We start from the raw sequence: 17,264 nt of genomic DNA, 5'->3' as shown, positions 1-17,264 counted from the left end.
AGGAGAAGAGATATGCCATATTTTTTATTTATATATATTAGTGCATTACTTATATTATTAAGTGTAATGTCAGCAGATGGTTGGAATGCACTTGCTACATTTTTCACTGGATTTGCAACAATAATTGCTGCATATATAGCAGTTAAAGGTGTAAAAGATACAATAAAAAGTGATCGTGAAAATAAAAGAAAAGAATTATTGGACAACTTAGATTCAAAATCAGAGTGGCGTAAGCAATTATATGATATAGCTTCTAAAACATTATTGACTACTGATGATGTATATAGAGTGCTAGCTTCATTAAGATACTTACCTAAAAAGCAAAAGAGAATAGTTGGAGAACATAAAGAATTTGATAAAATAAACCATATAATTTTTGGTGAAATGTATGATATTATCGAAAGCAAGTATGCAGGTACCGGTAATCTCTATCCTTCTGATTGTAGAAGTAAATTAACTTTCAACGAAAGTGAAATTGTTAGATTATACACTAAATATTTATTAAAACATCATTGGGAGTATAATGGTGAAGATAAAGAAGAGTACATAAAGAATGAAGATTTACAATTCTACGAAGTATATAAATGTGTGCAAGATATAAAAGATAACCGTTGTTCAATGAAATATTTAAAAAAAATGAAAGATATGAAAGATGACGGAGTAGCTGATGAATTCATTAAAAACGTAAAGAAAAAAGTAAAAGAAAATAATTCACCCACCTAAATAATAGGTGGGCTTTTTTTATATCTTGGTGCAGTTTTGGTGTAGTAAAAATATTTTACGATAGATAACGATATACATCTATATATAACAAAACCTCGTCATATCAACGTTTGTAATAACGAGATACAACGAGGAATAACCAATAAACGTCCTGGGAGGGATTCGAACCCCCGACCGATGGCTTAGAAGGCCATTGCTCTATCCAGCTGAGCTACCAGGACACTTTTTTAACACAAGAATAATTATATCTAATTAAATTATAGAAATCAATACCATTCATCATAATTTTCAATATGATTTTTCACTTTAATAGCCTAATTGCACAAAATAAACATTGAATATCATATAAATCAAATTTCAAGACACCTAGGCATGCCTAAGTGTAAAAAACGAAATTCAATTGCACAGAATTGAATGAAACATAATGAGTTGAGGACTGTCATCCAAATATACTTTAAAACATTGTATAGTGTAATTAACAAAGGTCAACAAATTACATAAACAATATAAACATCAGATGCAGAACCTTTAAATAAAAATAATAGGGGTGAATTTTTATGGAAGGCTTATTTAACGCAATCAAAGGGACAGTTGAAGCTGCAATTAATCAAGATGGTGGACAATTAGCTGTAAACATCGTAGACATCGTACAAAACGGTATCCAAATCGTTTCTAAATTCATCGGTGCATAATTCATACTAATTGATCCAAAAAATATATAAAAATATAGAAAAGAGGAAATAGATTATGCTTACAAAATTAGCTCAAGCAATCGTAGACACAGTAAATGCTGCTCAAGCACAAGATCCTGCAAAATTAGGTACTAGCATCGTAGACATCGTACAAAACGGTGTTGGCATTGTAGGTAAATTATTCGGTTTCTAATTCAAAAAAATCACTTCTGAAGTATTCATAACTTCAGAAGTGATTTTTTTATTTTTTCAATTTAACAGTTCCGGAACCTTGAACTAAAATAATATCACCTTTATTTAAATTAACTTTTAGTGATTTTTTAGCATTTTCATCCTCTTTACCAACAACTTCATTTATTCTGTTTTTTTCAGTTTTACCTGAAGTTTTGACAGTAAAGTTAGCTGAATAAACATTGGCAGAGCGTACTGTATAAGAACCAGGTTCTACATCTGCGCCGACTATCCAAACACCTGTATTTAAATCTGTGCGTGGTTTTGTTGGTTCAGGAGTGAATTTAACATTTTTCATATCTTTGATTACTACTGTTTGACCATCGACTAAATAAGTAGATATTTTACTCGCTATATATTTCGAATCTCCACTTAGCGCATTACTGAAAATATAATTATCGTATTGGTTGTCTTGTTCAAATATACCCATGTCTTTGCTATGTTGTGTAATAGTATAATGGCCTGGTTTGATATCTTTTCCTACTTTATACTTACCTGCATTTTTAGTAGTTGCTTCACCTTTATCTTGTTTTGGATCAAAATCTCTTGGCAGAAACCTATACTGCGACTCATAATCGGTTAAAGATTTCTGTGAATTATTATCAGATGTTTTATTATGTGTTGAAGTTGTGTTTTTTTCGTTTTTGACAGGGTCGTTATTTTGGAGATTTTGATCTGTATCTTGCTTATCAACGTCTTTTTTATCTTCTCCAAAAATCATTTTTAAAGGATTAGGGATTGAAAAAGAAGGCTTATTTTTGGTCATACTGGACCATTCTTTTTCAATTGAGTTATTTGAGAAAATACCAAAAAAGCATATGATACCTAAAATAAATGAAACAATTGTAATAGAAAGTCTTAGCTTAAAACGTGTCTGTCTGCCAAGTGCACTTAATGTGAGGAAAATAAAAATTAGAAAAACAAGTGAAAATAGAACCCACAATAGAAGATAAGTAAGTGGAGAAAAGAACATGGGCACCGCTCCTTATTAATTTATTTAGTATTGTTACGATAATTATATAAAATTAATAAGATTGGAACAACAAAATTTGTAGAAATAAAAAAACGGCACGCAATTGCGTACCGCTCATTTAAATATTCTTATTTTACTGGGGGTTGTTGGCTCCAGTATTTAATTTCTTCAAATGGTTTACCATGTCTGATACGTTGGTTGATTGCTTCATCTTTTTCGTAATCACTTAAAGTGCTCATATATGGTGCTGGAGGCATTTCTCCAAATTTCTCATAATATTCTTTATAAGACTTAGCTACACGTTTATTCATAAATTTCAACTTCCTTTCATTCTTACTTAATTCATTTGAAGGCTTATTTATGTATTTACCCGTATATGAAGATTAAATTCAATAGGTTATTTTTAATACACACGAGCTTAATTGTACTCCTTTTAAATATAGTTATCAATTAAATCTTCGCATGCTTGAATAACATGACAGATTTCGCTAGGATGTTGGGTAATGAGGTGAAAAAATGAAATACGATACAATCTTACTTGATTTTGATGATACTATTGTTGATTTTCATGATGCTGAAGATCAAGCATTTTATCATTTAGCGGAACTATATGGTATTGAACCGACTAAAGAAAATTTGAATTTATTCAAAAAAGTAAACCAAGCGCATTGGGAAGCTTTTCAAGAAAATAAATTAACAAAAGAAGAGGTATTGAGTGAACGTTTTGTTAATTACTTTAATCGTTTTGATCAGAAAGTAAACGGGGGAGAAGCTGATATCATTTTTAGAGATGGTCTTGCGACTGCACCTGTAAAATATTTTCCTGAGACGTTAGAAACCATACAATATTTGGCCCAGAATGCGAAAGTTTATATAGTTACAAATGGGGTGGAGGATACACAATTGCGTCGTCTTGCACAAACACCCTTGAAAGAAAATATTCATGAAATATTTATTTCTGAAGTAACAGGTTACCAAAAACCAATGCCAGAGTTTTTCAATTATGTTTTTGATCGAATTGATGCAGATAGAGAAAAATCGTTGATTATTGGAGATTCTCTTACTTCGGATATACAAGGCGGAATCAATGCAGGAATTGATACGTGTTGGTTTAATTTCAGAAATAAAAAGAATGAAACAACAATTCAACCGAATTACGAAATAAGACAACTTGATGAAGTTAAGGATTTACTATGAAAAAATGACAAGCGGAAAAGATTCGCTTGTCATTTTAATGATTTTTAATTTTTATTTTGTTTCAGGTTCCCAAATTAATACATCATAGCCTTCATCATTATTTGAGTGTAAATCTTCAAAACCATGTTTTACAAAGAAATCTCTAGATTTGTTTCTTGCGATTGCTTTAATCGGGAGATTAGTTGCTTTTGCATAATCTACAAGTTCTGTTCCTAATCCTCTTGATTGAAAGCTAGGCAATACTTCTAATTTCCAAAGAATCAAGTACTTATCATAATTAGGGAAGTGTTTTTCTTCAACTTCACCATTTTCATAAAGTGCCATTCTTGCTCCAATTTTTTCGCCGATGAAAATTCCGTAAAAAGGTGAGTCGGAACTTGCATCAATCATTTCTCCAGCAAGTTCATCAATCATTGCAAGGTTTGGATCGCTGGTTTCTCTGAAATCTGCGAATAATTCATCTGTTTTGTAATTAATATCTAAACGTTTGACGTTGCCCATTCTATTTCTCCCCCTTCGCTTAGTTATAATAATTATATAATAAATAACTCGGATATGCATTGAAAATGGTAAGCCGTTAAATTGTGTTATTGTGCTATAAACATTATACTTATTGATGAGAAAAACACAGTAGTTAAGGAGAAAAGTGTATGGATTGTTTAATCGCAAATATCAATGAGAATGATCAATTTCTGGAAAGATTCAAAGAAAGTGAATCATTGTTAAATACTTTTTATCAATATGACGCGATGTCTCCTGAAAGCTTTAAACAAGCTTTAAACGCACCTAATAATGGCAGAGAACAGGAATTGGCATCTGTAATAAGCAACTATATGTCAGATTTAGAATTAACAGAAGCACAACAAACTAATATTGATAAATTAAAAAAAGGCGCCAAAGTAGTCATCGGAGGACAACAAGCTGGGTTGTTCGGGGGACCGCTGTATACTTTTCATAAAATATTATCCATTGTAAATTTAAGCCGTCAATTAAATGAAGAATATCATAAAGAAGTAGTACCTGTATTTTGGATTGCGGGTGAAGACCACGATTTTGATGAAGTGAATCATACGTATGTATTTAACACTGAAAAAGCAAATTTGTATAAGGTGAAGTATCATACGATGACACCGCCAGAAAGCAATGTGTCACGTTTTGATCCTGATAAAGAAAAAATGCTGGAAGCGTTAGATGACTTTTTAGTTCAAATTCCAGAGACAGCACATACTAATCATTTACGCCAAGAAGTACAATATATTATTAAAAATTATACTTCTTGGTCTGATATGTTCAAAGCACTCTTGCATCTTGTATTTAAAGAATATGGTGTATTGCTTATAGATGCACAAGATCCAAAATTACGCCAGTTAGAAAAGCCTATTTTAAAAGAGATGTTGAAAAAACATAATGCTGTAGATAATGCTTTTAGACAAGGCCAAACAAAAACAGTAGAAGCGGGTCTTGTTAAGATGATTCAAACTGACACAAATGTTCATTTGTTTCTTCATGAGGATAATATGCGTCAGTTGTTGACGTATGAGGATGGTCATTATTGTACAAGCAAGTCTCAAACTGTATATACATTAGAAGAACTTTTAGAGATAGCAGAAAGTACACCTGAACGTTTTTCAAATAATGTAGTTACACGTCCTATTATGGAAGAGTGGTTATTTAATACAGTCAGCTTTGTTGGAGGACCGAGTGAGATTAAATATTGGGCAGAGTTAAAAGCAGCATTTGATGTTTTAGATGTTGATATGCCGATTGTTTTACCGCGTATGAAAATCACTTATATTACAAAACGTATTGAAAAATTATTGAAACGCTATGACATTGATGCTGAACATGTGATTGCAGATGGCATTGATAAAGAAAAAGATAAATTCATCAGAGCACATTCTTCAGAGAAATTTCTTGATGAGCTGGATCGATTAGAAGCGCAGCAAAAAGAAACATACGAGAGATTAGCAGCAGAAGTAAAAGGAAATGAAGATAACAAAAATCTAGTAGAAAAGAATAATCAAATTCATCAATCGCAATATGAATACTTACGTAAACGTTACTTCATTAATATTGAACGTGAGAATGCAATTAGTATGAAACATTTCAGAGAATTAAATGAGACCCTCCACCCAATGGGAGGTCTTCAAGAAAGAGTTTGGAATGCACTTCAGTTTATGAATGAATTTGGGACAGACATGTTCAGTCCCTCCACCTATCCACCACTTCAATACACTTTGAAGCAAATTATTATTAAACCTTAGAGCTATAAGGCTCAGACCCGTGTTCCCGGTAAGGGAAGCGGGTCTTTTTTTCGTGAAAAAAGAATTTTTTTGATATGTTTATATAAATAGTGGAGGATAGTGGGGAGTTGTGGTAAATTATAAATAAGGCGAGGTGAGTAAAATGTTCATGGGTGAGTACGAACACCAACTAGATGCAAAAGGCCGCATGATTGTACCGTCTAAATTCAGATATGAATTGAATGAACGTTTTGTCATCACTAGAGGCCTTGATAAGTGTTTGTTCGGTTATACTTTAGAAGAATGGCAGAATATCGAAGAAAAGATGAAGTCATTACCGATGACGAAGAGAGATGCGCGTAAATTCATGCGTATGTTCTTCTCAGGTGCTGTAGAAGTTGAACTGGACAAACAAGGACGTATTAATATCCCGAAGAACTTAAGGGAATACGCTAATTTAACTAAAGAATGTACAGTGATTGGGGTTTCTAACCGCATTGAAATTTGGGACAGAGCTTCATGGAATGATTTCTATGATGAATCTGAAGACAGTTTCGAAGATATCGCTGAAGATTTGATAGATTTTGATTTTTAAATGGAGGAATGAAAGTGTTTCATCACGTAAGCGTCATGTTAAAAGAAACCATTGATGAACTCAATGTCAAAAAAGATGGTGTATATGTTGATTGTACGCTGGGTGGTGCAGGACATGCCCTTTATTTATTAAATCAACTTGATGAAAATGGACATTTGATTGCGATTGACCAAGACTTAACAGCGATTGAAAATGCTAAGGAGGTCTTAAAAGACCACTTGGACCAAGTTACATTTGTGCACAGTAATTTCAGACAAATCAATCAAATCCTTGACGACTTGGACATTGACAAAGTAGACGGTATTTACTATGACCTGGGTGTATCAAGCCCGCAATTAGATGTACCGGAGCGAGGATTCAGTTACCATCAAGATGCGCGATTAGATATGCGTATGGACCAAACACAGGATTTATCAGCCTTTGAGGTTGTTAATGAATGGCCATATGAAGATTTGGTGAGAATTTTTTATCGTTATGGCGAGGAAAAATTTTCAAAACAAATTGCCCGCAGAATTGAAAAGACAAGAGAAAATGAACCGATTGAAACCACTTTACAGCTTGTAGACATTATTAAAGAAGGCATCCCTGCGAAAGCAAGACGCAAGGGTGGTCATCCGGCGAAACGTGTTTTTCAAGCAATACGAATAGCTGTGAATGATGAATTGAAAGCTTTTGAAGATTCATTAGAACAAGCAATCGAAAGAGTTAAAGTACACGGCAGAATTTCTGTGATTACTTTCCATTCATTAGAGGATCGTTTGTGCAAACAAATTTTCCAAGAGTATGAGAAAGGGCCTGAAGTTCCCCGTGGTTTACCTATTATTCCAGAGGAATATACGCCGAAATTGAAACGAGTCAACCGCAAACCGATTAGTGCAAGTGAAGAAGACTTAGCAGAAAATAACCGAGCGCGCAGTGCCAAATTGCGTGTTGCAGAAATTTTGAAATAACAGGGAGTGACAAACTGCTATGGCTGTAGAAAAGATCTATGAACCTTACAACGAAAGCTACGAACCTGCAAGACAGACCCCAGAAGTAAATCCATCGCCTTCACCAACCCGTAAAGTGAAGCGTAAAGTTGTTGTGCAACTGACAAAGTTTGAAAAAGTATTATACATATCTTTAATCGCTGTCATTGCAATGGTAAGTATTTATATCCTTTCTTTAAAAATGGACGCTTATGATACTAAAGGCAAAATTGCTGATTTAGATCAAAAAATCGAAACGCAATCTAGTCAAAATAGTGCTTTGAAGTCTGAAATTAAAAAGAACTCTTCTTATGAACGCATTTACGAAAAAGCTCAAAAACAAGGCATGAGCTTAAAGAACGATAATGTAAAGGTAGTGCGTAATAATGCCGAAGCGAAAAATTAAAATTAAAAAAAATAAAATAGGGGCAGTCCTCCTCGTCAGTTTGTTCGGACTGCTCTTTTTTCTATTGGTTTTAAGATATAGTTTTGTCATGTTGACTGGACACTCTTCTGGTCAAGACTTAATTATGAAAGCCAATCAGAAATATCTCGTCCAGCAGCAAGAACAACCTGAGCGAGGAAAAATCTATGATAGAAATGGAAAAGTACTTGCTGAAGATGTTGAAAGGTTTAAATTAACAGCAGTTGTCAGCAAGAAAGCAGACGAGGGTTCAGATAAACCCCGACATGTCGTGGATAAAAAGAAAACAGCTGAGAAGTTATCCAAAGTCATAGATATGAAACCAGATGAAATTGAAAAAATACTAGATAATAAAAAAGCGTTCCAAGTTGAGTTCGGACGTAAAGGTACTGATTTAACTTACCAAGAAAAAGATGAAATTGAAAAAATGAAATTACCAGGTATTACACTCTACCCAGAAACAGAACGTTTTTATCCAAATGGAGTGTTTGCTTCTCATTTAATCGGGATGGCACAAAAGAATCCTGATACGGGCGAATTGAAAGGTGCAATGGGGGCTGAAAAAGTATTCGATAGTTATCTTGCAGGCAAGAAAGGGGCACTCTCATATATTCATGATATTTGGGGTTATATCGCTCCTAATTCCAAAAATGAAATTGCGCCTCAGCGCGGTGATGATGTACATCTGACTTTAGATTCGAACATTCAAGTATTTGTTGAAGAAGCATTGAATGATCTCGATAAACATTTCGAACCTAAAGATGCATTTGCGGTAGTAATGGATGCACATACAGGTGAGATACTCGCATTCAGCCAACGTCCTACGTTCAACCCTGAAACAGGTAAAGACTTCGGTAAGACATGGGCAAATGACTTATATCAAAACACGTATGAGCCAGGTTCAACATTCAAAACTTACGGTTTAGCAGCAGCCATTCAAGAAGGTAAATTCAAACCTGATGAAAAATATAAGTCAGGACATCGAGACATCATGGGATCGGAAATCTCTGACTGGAATAAAACGGGTTGGGGTAAAATTCCTATGAGTTTAGGCTTTACTTATTCTTCAAATACTTTGATGATGCATTTACAAGATTTAGTAGGTGCAGATAAAATGAAGTCATGGTATGAAAAATTCGGTTTCGGTAAGAAAACAGGCGGTTTGTTTGATGGAGAAGCATCAGGCGGTATTGCATGGGATAATGAATTGCAACAAAAAACATCAGCATTCGGGCAGTCTACTACTGTCACACCCGCTCAAATGCTGCAAGCACAGTCAGCTATTTTCAATAAAGGCAATATGATAAAACCTTGGTACATCAACAGTATTGATAATCCTGTTAAAGATAAAACTTTATACAAAGGAAAAAGGGAAATTGCAGGTAAGCCTATCACTGAAAAGACAGCTGAAAAAGTAAATAAACAACTGGATTTAGTAGTTAATAGTAAAAAAAGTCATGCGATGAATTATCGTGTGAAGGGCTATAGAATAGGCGGTAAAACAGGTACAGCACAAGTTGCCGATCCTGATAACGGCGGTTACGTTGAAGGACCTTACCCTTATTTTGTAAGTTTTATCGGACACGCACCAAGTAAAGATCCGAAAGTGATTGTATATGCAGGTATGAGCTTGGCTCAAAAAAATAAACAAGAAGCTTATGAAATGGGTGCAAGTAAAGCTTTCAATCCAATTATGGAAAATACATTGAAGTATTTAAATGTTGGTAAAAATAACGAAACTTCTTCTAAGAAAGCATTCAGTAAAGTTCCGGATGTTTCAGGACAAACTGTTCAAAAAGCAGAAGATAAACTAGATGCACAGCAATTAAAACCAGTTGTCATTGGACAAGGAGAAAAAGTAACACAACAAGCGCCAAGTACGACTGATAAATTACTCCCGCATAGTAAAGTATTGTTGAAAACAGATGGTGATCTAACAATGCCGGATATGAAAAATTGGAGTAAAGATGATGTAATTGCTTTTGAATCATTGACTGGAATTAATGTTAAAATGAAAGGAAGCGGATTTGTTTCTAAACAATCTGTGAGTCCGAATGAATCGCTGAAAGGTAAGAAAGATATCGAAATAGAACTTTCAGCACCTGATGCGAATTAATAGTTTGATACTAGCGCAGGCGAGATAGATACCATTATGGTATGTATCTTTGCTTGCTATACATAAGAAAAAGAATAAGAATAAATGAGGAGATAAATATGATTTACGTTTTAGCAATTATCGCTTTCTTGATTACATTAATATTGGTTCCAATACTTATTCCAACTTTAAAGCGAATGAAGTTCGGTCAAAGTATCCGTGAAGAGGGACCTCAAAGCCACATGAAAAAAACAGGTACGCCGACGATGGGCGGGTTAACCTTCTTAATCAGTATTATTATCACAACGATTATCGCAATTATCTTTTCAGATAATGCAAATCCATACATTTTACTGTTATTTGTAACAGTTGGGTTTGGATTAATCGGATTTGTTGATGATTATATTATTGTTGTAAAAAAGAACAACCAAGGTTTAACAAGTAAGCAAAAATTCTTAGCGCAAATCGCTATTGCAGTGATTTTCTTTATTCTAAGTGATGTTTTTAATATGATTCACTTTGCTACTGGTATTCACATTCCTTTTACAAATGTGAGTATTCCATTGTCAGTTGTTTATGTAGTATTCATTGTATTTTGGCAAGTTGGATTTTCTAATGCTGTGAATTTAACGGATGGATTAGATGGTTTGGCAACTGGATTATCTATCATTGCTTTTGCAATGTATGCCATCATGAGTTTCATGTTAGGCAATAACTCAGTAGGCACATTCTGTATCATTATGGTATTCGCTTTACTTGGTTTCCTTATCTACAATGTCAACCCTGCCAAAGTATTTATGGGTGATACAGGGAGCTTAGCATTAGGCGGTATTATTGCAACGGTTTCTATCATGTTGAATGCAGAAATTTCATTGATTTTTATCGGATTTGTTTTTGTTGCAGAAACATTGTCAGTTATTTTACAAGTGGCATCATTTAAATTAACTGGCAAAAGAATTTTCAAAATGAGTCCATTGCATCATCATTTTGAATTGAGCGGCTGGAATGAATGGAAAGTAGTAAGTGTATTTTGGATTGTAGGTTTAATTACTGGTTTGATAGGTTTATGGATTGGAGTGCATTAATAAATGCTTAAATATAAAGGTTTAGAAGGAAAAAATGTTTTAGTAGTGGGTTTGGCAAAGAGCGGCTACGAAGCAGCTAAGTTATTACATCAACTCGGTGCGCGTGTAACTGTAAATGACGGCGGCGATCTTTCTAAAGACCCGCATGCGAAAGATTTAGAAAAGATGGGATTGAAAGTCATCGGTGGACATCATCCACTATCTTTATTAGATAGCAATCCTATAATTGTTAAGAATCCTGGTATTCCGTATTCAGTTCCATTGATTAGTGAAGCTGAAAAAAGAGGATTGAGAATTTTAACAGAAGTAGAGTTGAGTTATCTGATTTCTGAAGCTCCTATTATTGCAGTAACAGGAACAAATGGTAAAACGACAGTTACTTCATTAATTGGAGATATGTTTGATAAAAGTCGCCAAAGAGGATTGCTTTCTGGAAATATTGGCTATGTTGCTTCAAAAGTGGCGCAAGAGGCTAAACCAGAAGATTATTTAATTACTGAATTGTCCTCTTTCCAATTACTAGGAATTGAACAATATCGACCGCACATTGCGATAATTACTAATATTTATTCTGCTCATTTGGATTACCATGGTACTTTAGAAGAATATCGTAATGCGAAACGTCGAATTTATAAGAACCAAACTGAAGATGACTTTTTAATTTGTAATTATAATCAACGACATCTTATAGAGACAGATGGATTAAAATCAAAAGTTTATTATTTTTCTACATCACAAGAAGTTGACGGTATTTATGTTAAAGATGGATATATCATGTTGAACGGTTTAAGACTCATTCATAAAGATGATATTGTACTGCCGGGTGAACACAATTTAGAAAATATTCTAGCAGCTGTATTGGCAGCTGTACTAGGCGGCGTTTCTATTGATGCAGTGATTGCCACTTTAACTTCATTTTCAGGTATTAAACACCGTTTGCAATATATTGGTTCTAATAAGACGAATAAATATTATAACGATTCAAAAGCAACCAATACCTTAGCAACTCAGTTCGCATTAAACTCATTCAATCAACCGATTATTTGGTTATGCGGCGGATTAGATAGAGGAAATGGTTTTGATGAACTCATTCCTTATATGAAAAATGTACGCGTGATGATTACATTCGGTGAAACACAAGATAAGTTGACGAAACTCGGCGAAAGCCAAGGTAAATATGTTATCCGCGCAACTGATGTGAAAGATGCGGTTGATAAAGTGCAAGATGTAATTGAACCTAATGATGTTGTGCTGTTGTCACCTGCTTGTGCAAGTTGGGATCAATACAATACATTCGAAGAACGCGGTGATATCTTTATTGACAGTTTCCGTGCTCATCTTCCATCGAAGTAAGGATGTGAATAAACGTGTCAGATAAAGTGCGTAAGATTGATTCAGAGTATCTGAAAGAAAAACGGCGCAAGCGTCGTGATAAACAACGGCGTATCCAACTCAGTATATTCGGGATTCTCATTGCACTTATTGCATTGATAGTGCTGTATATGTTTACACCGATAAGTCGGATTGACCAAGTTCATATCAAAGGAACACAACATGTCGATAACAGCGAAGTGAAAAAAGCTTTAAATATCAATAAAAAGACAAAAATATACACATTCAGCAAAGGGAAAGCAATTGCTGCATTGAAAAAGAATCCATATGTTAAAAATGTTGAGATTAAAAGACAATTCCCTAATGATATTGAGGTCAATGTAACAGAACATCAACTAGTTGGATTAATTGAAGAAAAAGGTAAATATTATCCAGTTTTAGGTAATGATCATATATTAAAAGATGATAATCAAAAAGTACCTGAAGATGCACCAGTCGTATCAGGTTTCAGCAAAGCTAAACGTGCTAAAATTATTCAAGCACTTTCTGAAATGAAACCGAATATACGCAATGCTATCTCAGAAGTAGAGTATGCGGATGATAAAGAAAATCGAAATCAGATTAAACTTTTCATGAAAGATAACATTCAAGTTCTCGGAAATATCAATACAATTTCCGACAAGTTGAAATATTATCCGGAAATGTCAAAAGCACTTGAAAGAGATGATAGTGGAAACCTTAAAAAATCAGGTTATATTGATTTATCTGTAGGCGCGTCATTTATTCCTTACAAAGATGAAAGCACAACTTCATCAGAAAGCAGTGATAAATTGCGTGAGGGCACAGCAATTGAGGATAAAGCCAAAGATGAACTTCAAAACACATTAAATAAAATAAATGAACAATCAAAAGATAGTTCTAAAGACAAATCGAAAGACAATAGTACAAATAATTAAAAAAGTCTTGAATATCTTGTGTTTATAGTTCACAACACAAGAAACGTATTGTAAACTAACTATAGTGTATTTTTTAAAGAAATTGTCAGGAGGTGCCTATCTATGGAGGAACATTACTATGTGAGTGTAGATATTGGTTCATCTAGTGTTAAAACAATAGTAGGCGAAAAATTTCATAATGGAATTAATGTGATAGGTACAGGACAAACCTATACCAGCGGTATCAAAAACGGCTTGATTGATGATTTTGATTTAGCCAAACAAGCTGTTAAAGATACAATTAAGAAAGCTTCAATTGCTTCTGGCGTTGACATTAAAGAAGTATTTTTGAAATTGCCGATTGTTGCAACTGAGGTTTATGATGAAACCAACGAAATTGAATTTTATGAAGATACAGAATTAAGCGGTACACACATTGAAACTGTGTTGGAAGGTATCAGAGATAAAAATGACGTTGAAGAAACTGAAGTTGTGGATACTTTCCCAATTCGTTTTGTAGTAGACGGTGATAATGAAGTATCTGATCCTAAAGAATTGATTGCTAGACATTCACTTAAAGTGGAAGCGGGTGTTATCGCAATTCAAAAATCTATTTTAGTAAACTTGATTAAATGTGTTGAATCGTGTGGTGTAGATGTATTAGATGTTTATTCTGATGCATACAACTACGGCTCAGTTCTGACACCGACTGAAAAAGAGTTGGGTGCAGTCGTGATTGATATCGGCCAAGATTTAACTCAAATTGCTTTTTATGAGCGAGGAGAGCTTGTTGATGCTGACTCAATCGAAATGGCAGGCCGTGACATCACTGATGATGTTGCACAAGGTTTAAATACGTCATTCGACACTGCTGAAAAAGTAAAACATCAATATGGTCATGCTTTTTATAATTCAGCATCAGATCAAGATGTATTTACTGTAGAACAAATAGATAGTGATGAAGATGCACAATTTACTCAAAAAGATTTAGCAGATATTATTGAAGCACGTGTAGAAGAAATCTTTTTCAACGTGTTTGATATCTTGCAAGAATTAGGATTGACAAAAGTAAATGGCGGATTTGTAGTCACTGGCGGTTCAGCAAATTTATTAGGTGTAAGAGAGCTTTTACAAGATATGGTGAATGAGAAGGTCAGAATACATACACCTTCGCAAATGGGAATCAGAAAGCCAGAATTCTCTTCTGCAATTTCTACAATTTACAGCAGTATTACTTTCGATGAATTGTTAGATTATGTTACAATTAGTAATCATGATAATGAAGAATTTGAAGAGGAAGTAATCGAATCTGAACCTAAAGAACATACTGAAAAATCAGGTGGATTTGACTGGTTCAAGAAGAAACCGAACAAGCAAGCTCATGATGAGCCTGTTGAAACTGAACAAAATGCAGCGGATGATCATGTTTCTGAAGAAGAACGTCATCCTAACCACGAAAATGATCAAAACTCAGACCAATCTCATGAGAAAGATGAAAGTAAATTTAAAAAATTATTGAAATCTCTATTTGATTGATTGCCCATTAAAACTAGGAGGATATTTAAATGTTAGAATTTGAACAAGGATTTAATCATTTAGCGACTTTAAAAGTCATCGGTGTCGGCGGCGGAGGTAACAACGCTGTAAACCGAATGATTGACCATGGAATGAATAATGTAGAATTTATTTCTATCAATACTGATGGTCAAGCATTGAACTTATCTAAAGCAGAGTCCAGAATCCAAATCGGTGAAAAATTAACTCGCGGATTAGGTGCTGGCGCGAACCCAGAAATCGGTAAAAAAGCTGCCGAAGAATCACGTGAACAAATTGAAGATGCTATCCAAGGTGCAGATATGGTATTCGTAACTGCAGGAATGGGCGGCGGTACTGGTACAGGTGCTGCTCCAGTTGTTGCGAAAATCGCAAAAGAAATGGGCGCATTGACTGTTGGTGTTGTAACTCGTCCATTTAGCTTCGAAGGACGTAAACGTCAAACACAAGCTGCTGCAGGTGTTGAATCAATGAAAGCAGCTGTTGATACATTAATCGTTATTCCAAACGATCGCTTATTGGATATTGTTGATAAATCTACTCCAATGATGGAAGCATTCAAAGAAGCAGATAACGTATTACGTCAAGGTGTTCAAGGTATTTCTGACTTAATCGCTGTTTCAGGTGAAGTTAACCTTGACTTTGCAGACGTTAAAACAATCATGTCTAACCAAGGTTCAGCATTAATGGGTATCGGTGTTTCATCTGGTGAAAACCGTGCAGTTGAAGCAGCTAAAAAAGCTATTTCTTCTCCATTACTTGAAACTTCTATCGTTGGGGCACAAGGTGTCTTAATGAATATCACAGGCGGAGAATCATTATCTTTATTCGAAGCACAAGAAGCAGCTGACATCGTACAAGATGCAGCAGATGAAGATGTAAATATGATTTTCGGTACTGTAATCAACCCTGAATTACAAGATGAAATCGTAGTAACAGTTATTGCTACAGGTTTTGAAGATAAACCAGCTACACATGCACGTAAACAATCTAATACAGGTTTCGGATCAAGTGCGTCTAATGCTTCAGGTGCTTCAAGCAAAGATGAAGGTATTGGCCATGCACCAAGATCTAATAGTTCAGAATCATCTAGCGAATCAAGAACGCACACTACTAAAGAAGATGATATTCCAAGCTTCATTAGAAACAGAGAAGAAAGACGTTCAAGAAGAACTAGACGTTAATTTCTCTATTAGGTTTGCATTGAGCAATCAATAATAAGTATCACGCAAGATTAGATGCAACAGGTCATCGAGTGGTCTAGTGAGAACAATAACAAAGGTGTCATCAGATCGAACGGTCTGATGACATTTTTATATTTGTTGAAATTTGAAGAATCGCATAATTCATTTTACTATGGAATTGAGCAAGTTAAAAAATTGGCAGATACCAAATTACGGGAGAGATGAATCATGCCAGAAAAATTTATTAAAAAACCGCACTATTTAGAACATACAGATGCTTTAAAGGATAATATTATGCTAGGTTTTACGACGCGTGAAGATGGAGAAAGCGATTATCCTAAAAATGCTTTTAATATGGCAAGATATATCGATGACAAGAGCGAAAATGTGACACAGCATCAAAAGCAGTTGGCTGAATTAATTGGCTACCCTAGAGAACAATGGGTATTTCCGATTCAAACACATGAAACAAAGGTAGTAGAGGTTACTAAAGAAGATGGTAATACGAATATCGATGCATTGACTGATGATCTTTATGGCGTAGATGGCATTTATACTTATGAATCTGATTTATTACTTACAATGTGTTATGCGGACTGCGTTCCTGTTTATTTTTATAGTAAAAAGCATCACTTTGTAGCACTTGCACATGCAGGATGGCGCGGTACTGTTGGTAGAATCGTAGAAGAAATCTTAAAACATGTCGATTTTGATTATGATGATTTAAAAGTGGTAATTGGTCCTGCGACTTCTAATAGTTATGAAATTAACGACGATATTAGATCAAAATTTGAAAACTTACCGATAGATACAACACATTTCATAGAAACACGCGGTCAGGATAAACATGGAATTGATTTAAAAGAAGCAAACAAGCAACTTTTGATTCAAGCAGGTGTCCCAGAATCACAAATTGATGTCACAAATTATGCAACTTCAGAGAATTTGGACTTATTCTTCTCATATAGGGTAGAAAAAAGTAAGACTGGCCGTATGCTTGCATTTATCGGACAGCATAAGTAAGGGGTAATTA

The 17,264-nt window shown here is 34.5% G+C and carries 18 protein-coding genes and 1 tRNA gene; 15 read left to right on the top strand and 4 right to left on the bottom strand.

From position 1 onward, the window contains the following. Positions 1 to 12: 12 nt before the first annotated feature. On the top strand, positions 13 to 723 hold the full coding sequence (locus tag A4G25_RS03480; RefSeq protein WP_047131331.1) for a hypothetical protein: 711 nt from the start codon (positions 13 to 15) through the stop codon (positions 721 to 723). 147 nt (positions 724 to 870) lie between these two features. Here A4G25_RS03480 and A4G25_RS03475 read toward each other — a convergent pair. Then, positions 871 to 944: transfer RNA gene (locus A4G25_RS03475), tRNA-Arg, on the bottom strand. Positions 945 to 1,280: 336 nt separating this feature from the next. Between A4G25_RS03475 and A4G25_RS03470 the strand changes: the two genes are divergently transcribed. Beyond that, the gene (locus A4G25_RS03470; RefSeq protein WP_015900036.1) at positions 1,281 to 1,415 is read left to right on the top strand and encodes a beta-class phenol-soluble modulin; all 135 of its coding nucleotides are present in this window, start codon (positions 1,281 to 1,283) and stop codon (positions 1,413 to 1,415) included. A 55-nt stretch (positions 1,416 to 1,470) separates the two neighbouring features. Then, positions 1,471 to 1,608 carry a beta-class phenol-soluble modulin gene (locus A4G25_RS12790; RefSeq protein WP_015900037.1) on the top strand — a complete coding sequence of 46 codons (138 nt, stop codon included), beginning with the start codon at positions 1,471 to 1,473 and terminating at the stop codon, positions 1,606 to 1,608. Positions 1,609 to 1,656: 48 nt separating this feature from the next. On the opposite strand, the gene A4G25_RS03465 is transcribed toward A4G25_RS12790, so the two are convergent. Both A4G25_RS03465 and A4G25_RS03460 read right to left on the bottom strand, forming a co-directional pair. Continuing rightward, positions 1,657 to 2,412, bottom strand: a complete 756-nt coding sequence (locus A4G25_RS03465) for a hypothetical protein (RefSeq protein WP_126498524.1) — start codon at positions 2,410 to 2,412, stop codon at positions 1,657 to 1,659. Positions 2,413 to 2,747: 335 nt separating this feature from the next. After that, positions 2,748 to 2,930: a hypothetical protein gene (locus A4G25_RS03460; RefSeq protein WP_047131330.1), complete on the bottom strand. Its 183-nt coding sequence runs from the start codon at positions 2,928 to 2,930 to the stop codon at positions 2,748 to 2,750. A 205-nt stretch (positions 2,931 to 3,135) separates the two neighbouring features. On the opposite strand from A4G25_RS03460, the gene A4G25_RS03455 reads away from it, so the two are divergent. Then, the gene (locus A4G25_RS03455) at positions 3,136 to 3,816 is read left to right on the top strand and encodes a YjjG family noncanonical pyrimidine nucleotidase (RefSeq protein WP_047131329.1); all 681 of its coding nucleotides are present in this window, start codon (positions 3,136 to 3,138) and stop codon (positions 3,814 to 3,816) included. A 51-nt stretch (positions 3,817 to 3,867) separates the two neighbouring features. On the opposite strand, the gene A4G25_RS03450 is transcribed toward A4G25_RS03455, so the two are convergent. After that, on the bottom strand, positions 3,868 to 4,317 hold the full coding sequence (locus A4G25_RS03450; protein ID WP_047131328.1) for an N-acetyltransferase: 450 nt from the start codon (positions 4,315 to 4,317) through the stop codon (positions 3,868 to 3,870). 149 nt (positions 4,318 to 4,466) lie between these two features. On the opposite strand from A4G25_RS03450, the gene bshC reads away from it, so the two are divergent. From bshC to pgeF, 11 genes are all read left to right on the top strand, one after another. Beyond that, entirely contained in the window at positions 4,467 to 6,080 is a 1,614-nt protein-coding gene (bshC, locus tag A4G25_RS03445) for a bacillithiol biosynthesis cysteine-adding enzyme BshC (protein WP_047131327.1), read from the top strand. A gap of 142 nt (positions 6,081 to 6,222) precedes the next feature. Then, a complete protein-coding gene (mraZ, locus tag A4G25_RS03440; protein ID WP_046099485.1) occupies positions 6,223 to 6,654 on the top strand; it encodes a division/cell wall cluster transcriptional repressor MraZ in 432 nt (143 codons plus the stop codon). Between the two features lie 35 nt (positions 6,655 to 6,689). Continuing rightward, a complete protein-coding gene (gene rsmH, locus A4G25_RS03435; protein ID WP_232011966.1) occupies positions 6,690 to 7,604 on the top strand; it encodes a 16S rRNA (cytosine(1402)-N(4))-methyltransferase RsmH in 915 nt (304 codons plus the stop codon). A gap of 19 nt (positions 7,605 to 7,623) precedes the next feature. Beyond that, entirely contained in the window at positions 7,624 to 8,028 is a 405-nt protein-coding gene (ftsL, locus tag A4G25_RS03430; protein WP_015900045.1) for a cell division protein FtsL, read from the top strand. Next, complete coding sequence (locus A4G25_RS03425) at positions 8,009 to 10,162, top strand: penicillin-binding protein (RefSeq protein ID WP_047131325.1); 2,154 nt, start codon at positions 8,009 to 8,011, stop codon at positions 10,160 to 10,162. Before ftsL ends, A4G25_RS03425 begins: the two co-directional genes overlap by 20 nt. A gap of 98 nt (positions 10,163 to 10,260) precedes the next feature. Continuing rightward, on the top strand, positions 10,261 to 11,226 hold the full coding sequence (gene mraY, locus A4G25_RS03420; RefSeq protein ID WP_047131324.1) for a phospho-N-acetylmuramoyl-pentapeptide-transferase: 966 nt from the start codon (positions 10,261 to 10,263) through the stop codon (positions 11,224 to 11,226). A gap of 3 nt (positions 11,227 to 11,229) precedes the next feature. Next, entirely contained in the window at positions 11,230 to 12,579 is a 1,350-nt protein-coding gene (murD, locus tag A4G25_RS03415; protein ID WP_047131323.1) for a UDP-N-acetylmuramoyl-L-alanine--D-glutamate ligase, read from the top strand. A gap of 14 nt (positions 12,580 to 12,593) precedes the next feature. Next, positions 12,594 to 13,514: a cell division protein FtsQ/DivIB gene (locus A4G25_RS03410; RefSeq protein ID WP_052766729.1), complete on the top strand. Its 921-nt coding sequence runs from the start codon at positions 12,594 to 12,596 to the stop codon at positions 13,512 to 13,514. A 102-nt stretch (positions 13,515 to 13,616) separates the two neighbouring features. Next, entirely contained in the window at positions 13,617 to 15,029 is a 1,413-nt protein-coding gene (gene ftsA / locus A4G25_RS03405; protein ID WP_047131322.1) for a cell division protein FtsA, read from the top strand. A 29-nt stretch (positions 15,030 to 15,058) separates the two neighbouring features. Further along, a complete protein-coding gene (ftsZ, locus tag A4G25_RS03400) occupies positions 15,059 to 16,231 on the top strand; it encodes a cell division protein FtsZ (RefSeq protein WP_047131321.1) in 1,173 nt (390 codons plus the stop codon). Positions 16,232 to 16,459: 228 nt separating this feature from the next. Beyond that, a complete protein-coding gene (gene pgeF / locus A4G25_RS03395; RefSeq protein ID WP_047131320.1) occupies positions 16,460 to 17,254 on the top strand; it encodes a peptidoglycan editing factor PgeF in 795 nt (264 codons plus the stop codon). Positions 17,255 to 17,264: the final 10 nt, after the last annotated feature.

Source organism: Staphylococcus condimenti (assembly GCF_001618885.1).
GTDB classification, from domain to species: Bacteria; Bacillota; Bacilli; order Staphylococcales; family Staphylococcaceae; genus Staphylococcus; species Staphylococcus condimenti.
Note: the sequence above shows the minus strand (reverse complement) of the source record. Positions and strands in the feature narration are given on the sequence as shown.

Coding starts and splice junctions, on each gene's coding strand:
- A4G25_RS03480 (WP_047131331.1), top strand. CDS start 13: ATGCCATATTTTTTATTTATATATATTAGTGCATTACTTATATTATTA.
- A4G25_RS03470 (WP_015900036.1), top strand. CDS start 1,281: ATGGAAGGCTTATTTAACGCAATCAAAGGGACAGTTGAAGCTGCAATT.
- A4G25_RS12790 (WP_015900037.1), top strand. CDS start 1,471: ATGCTTACAAAATTAGCTCAAGCAATCGTAGACACAGTAAATGCTGCT.
- A4G25_RS03465 (WP_126498524.1), bottom strand. CDS start 2,412: ATGACCAAAAATAAGCCTTCTTTTTCAATCCCTAATCCTTTAAAAATG.
- A4G25_RS03460 (WP_047131330.1), bottom strand. CDS start 2,930: ATGAATAAACGTGTAGCTAAGTCTTATAAAGAATATTATGAGAAATTT.
- A4G25_RS03455 (WP_047131329.1), top strand. CDS start 3,136: ATGAAATACGATACAATCTTACTTGATTTTGATGATACTATTGTTGAT.
- A4G25_RS03450 (WP_047131328.1), bottom strand. CDS start 4,317: ATGGGCAACGTCAAACGTTTAGATATTAATTACAAAACAGATGAATTA.
- bshC (WP_047131327.1), top strand. CDS start 4,467: ATGGATTGTTTAATCGCAAATATCAATGAGAATGATCAATTTCTGGAA.
- mraZ (WP_046099485.1), top strand. CDS start 6,223: ATGTTCATGGGTGAGTACGAACACCAACTAGATGCAAAAGGCCGCATG.
- rsmH (WP_232011966.1), top strand. CDS start 6,690: ATGTTAAAAGAAACCATTGATGAACTCAATGTCAAAAAAGATGGTGTA.
- ftsL (WP_015900045.1), top strand. CDS start 7,624: ATGGCTGTAGAAAAGATCTATGAACCTTACAACGAAAGCTACGAACCT.
- A4G25_RS03425 (WP_047131325.1), top strand. CDS start 8,009: ATGCCGAAGCGAAAAATTAAAATTAAAAAAAATAAAATAGGGGCAGTC.
- mraY (WP_047131324.1), top strand. CDS start 10,261: ATGATTTACGTTTTAGCAATTATCGCTTTCTTGATTACATTAATATTG.
- murD (WP_047131323.1), top strand. CDS start 11,230: ATGCTTAAATATAAAGGTTTAGAAGGAAAAAATGTTTTAGTAGTGGGT.
- ftsA (WP_047131322.1), top strand. CDS start 13,617: ATGGAGGAACATTACTATGTGAGTGTAGATATTGGTTCATCTAGTGTT.
- ftsZ (WP_047131321.1), top strand. CDS start 15,059: ATGTTAGAATTTGAACAAGGATTTAATCATTTAGCGACTTTAAAAGTC.
- pgeF (WP_047131320.1), top strand. CDS start 16,460: ATGCCAGAAAAATTTATTAAAAAACCGCACTATTTAGAACATACAGAT.